We start from the raw sequence: 3,104 nt of genomic DNA on the forward strand, positions 1-3,104 counted from the left end.
TTCTATTTACACAAAATATTTTATACTCTCCGAAAAATTTACCCTTTTCAATATTATTGCATAATGCTATGATAATAAAATATTAAAGCGAAGTAACAATTTGGTTAAGTGTAAGGAGGATGGAAATGTTTACTTTAGATATCAATTGTGACTTAGGAGAAAGTTTTGGTCGTTATAAACTTGGCGAACAAGAAGAAATATTAAAATACGTCACTTCAGCAAATATTGCCTGTGGATTTCATGCTGGTGATCCATCAGTTATGCGAGAAACGGTGAAGAGGGCACTCGTTCATCAGGTTCAGATTGGTGCACATCCTGGGTTACCGGATCTGAATGGATTTGGGAGAAGAGCTATGAACATTACACCTCAAGAAGGTTATGATATGGTTGTTTACCAGATTGGAGCATTACAGGGTTTTTTAGCTACTCAAAAAGCTAAGCTTCAGCATGTTAAGCCGCATGGCGCTTTATACAACATGGCTGCAAAAGATTCAGCTTTAGCTGATGCAATTGCACAAGCTGTATATGATGTATCCCCTGATATTATTCTTTTTGGTCTAGCAGGCAGTGAGCTTACAAAAGCAGGTGAAAAGATAGGCCTTCGAACAGTACATGAAGTATTTGCTGATCGAACTTATCAGCAAGATGGTTCCTTAACTTCAAGAAATCAATCGGATGCTCTAATTACTGATCAAGAGTCTTCAGTAAAACAGGTAGTTAAGATGATAAAAGATGGCTATGTTATTACACAGCAAGAGACAAAATATGCTATTCAGGCAGATTCAGTATGTATCCATGGGGACGGAGAACATGCATTGGAATTTGCAAAGTATATTCATCAAACATTAGAAAAAGAAGGCATTATAGTAAAAGCTTTTCTTTAATCAAAAAGGGGTATTAAGATGGAAAATGCAAAATTAGCACAAGATGCTAAAACAAGAACAAAAACGCTAAGGAAAACGAAAACCAATTGGAGTATCCTATTAGGAGCAGCTTTCTTAATGGCTACTTCCTCAATTGGACCAGGATTTTTAACGCAAACTACAGTTTTTACACAACAATTAGGAGCTAGTTTTGGATTTGTTATTTTAGTTTCTCTGCTATTAGACATTTTCGCTCAGTTGAATATTTGGCGCATAATTGTGGTAACAGGATTACGAGGGCAAGAAATTGCCAATAAAGTCTTGCCTGGGCTAGGTGTTGTATTAGCCATATTAATCGTATTTGGTGGATTAGCATTTAATATTGGAAATGTTGCAGGAGCTGGATTAGGGCTAAATGCAATGCTCGGTATAGATCCGATTATTGGGGCAGTTATTAGTGCTGTTTTCGCAATTTTCATATTTTTATTTAAAGAAGCAGGTAAAGTAATGGATAAGGCCACTCAAGTAGCGGGTGGTATCATGATTCTCTTAATGCTTTATGTAGCAATTTCAACTGTTCCTCCTGTAGGAGAAGCAGTAATGCGTACATTTGTGCCATCTAAAATTAGTATTCTATCTATTATCACGCTAGTTGGTGGTACTGTTGGTGGTTATATTACATTTGCAGGTGGTCACAGATTATTAGATGCAGGTATTAAAGGTGTAAGTGCTATTCCTGATGTCACGAAAAGTTCAGTATCAGGTATTGCAATTACAGGTGTGATGCGTGTTGCATTATTCTTAGCCGTTTTAGGTGTTGTATCTCAAGGGTTACATATCGATGCTACAAACCCACCGGCTTCTGTATTTAAATTAGCAGTTGGTGAATTAGGGTATCATATATTTGGTGTTATTATGTGGGCAGCAGCTATTACATCAGTAGTTGGAGCAGCTTACACATCAGTATCGTTTATTAAAACATTCCATCCAATGTTTGAAAAATATCAAAATTGGATTATTATTGGATTTATCGTTGTTTCAACTGGAATATTTGCTCTTATAGGTAAACCAGTAAATGTGTTGGTATTAGCGGGTGCATTAAATGGATTGATCTTACCTCTTGCACTTGGTACTTTATTGGTTGCAGTGTATAAGAAAAGTATTGTTGGGTCGTATAAACACCCACTTTGGTTAACAATTCCAGGGATTTTCGTTGTAATTGTTATGGGTGTACTGGGAATTATGACACTATTCGAACAAATCCCGTTAATGTTTAAATAGTCTGATAGACAAATATGATTAAAATATTATAAAAGGGGTTTTTCAAATGGATTATCAATCCACTTCTCCAAAAGAAGTACGAGCTTTAATTCGTGAACAAAAAATTACTGGTCCAACAGCTGGGATGTCGTTAGGTTATACACAAGCGAACTTAGTTATTTTAAAAAAGGAGTATGCGTTTGATTTTTTACTTTTCTGTCAGCGAAATCCGAAACCTTGTCCTTTAGTGGATGTTTCTGATATTGGTTCTTATACACCTAGTAAAATAGCGGATGGTGCAGATATTCGAAAAGATATTCCAAAATATCGTATCTATAGGGATGGTATTTTAACAGAAGAAGTAAATGATATAACAGCTTACTGGGAAGATGATATGATTTGTTTTTTACTAGGGTGTAGCTTCACATTTGAGACACCTTTATTAGCAAGTGGAATACCTGTGCGTCACATCGAAGAAGGGTGTAACGTACCAATGTATAAAACGAATATACCTTGTGCAAAAGCGGGGAAATTTGAAGGACCAATGGTGGTTAGTATGAGACCAATGTCTTCAGCAGATGCCATTCGTGCTGTTCAAATTACATCACGTTTTCCTGGTGTACATGGAGCACCAATTCAAATTGGTAATCCAGAAGAAATAGGAATCACTGATATTAATAAACCGGATTTTGGGGATGCAGTAACTATAAAAGAAGGAGAAGTTCCAGTGTTTTGGGCTTGTGGTGTAACACCACAAGCAGTAGCTATGGAAAGCAAACCTTCTATTATGATTACACACGCACCAGGTTGTATGTTTATCAGTGATTTAAAAGATACTAAATTGAGTGTGTTATAAAAAAGAGTTACCGTTGTATTGAAAAGTTGTCCAGTTGCAATATTGGACAACTTTTTTTGTTTAAGATACGGATGCTAGAGTATGTGTTATTTTAGGGTTCTATACTAATTGTTGGGGTTGTCAAA

The 3,104-nt window shown here is 36.1% G+C and carries 3 protein-coding genes; all 3 read left to right on the forward strand.

Annotated features, from left to right (window positions below; genetic code table 11):
• The first annotated feature begins 125 nt into the window (after window positions 1-125).
• The 3 genes from CW357_RS17800 to CW357_RS17810 all read left to right on the forward strand — a co-directional run bounded on the left by CW357_RS17800 (window position 126) and on the right by CW357_RS17810 (window position 2,979).
• Window positions 126-884 carry a LamB/YcsF family protein gene (locus tag CW357_RS17800; protein WP_124218780.1) on the forward strand — a complete coding sequence of 253 codons (759 nt, stop codon included), beginning with the start codon at window positions 126-128 and terminating at the stop codon, window positions 882-884.
• 117 nt (window positions 885-1,001) lie between these two features.
• Complete coding sequence (locus CW357_RS17805; protein WP_371684436.1) at window positions 1,002-2,144, forward strand: NRAMP family divalent metal transporter; 1,143 nt, start codon at window positions 1,002-1,004, stop codon at window positions 2,142-2,144.
• A 46-nt stretch (window positions 2,145-2,190) separates the two neighbouring features.
• Window positions 2,191-2,979 carry a putative hydro-lyase gene (locus tag CW357_RS17810; protein WP_124218784.1) on the forward strand — a complete coding sequence of 263 codons (789 nt, stop codon included), beginning with the start codon at window positions 2,191-2,193 and terminating at the stop codon, window positions 2,977-2,979.
• Window positions 2,980-3,104: the final 125 nt, after the last annotated feature.

Source organism: Rummeliibacillus sp. TYF005, from assembly GCF_003844195.1.
Lineage (GTDB): Bacteria > Bacillota > Bacilli > Bacillales_A > Planococcaceae > Rummeliibacillus.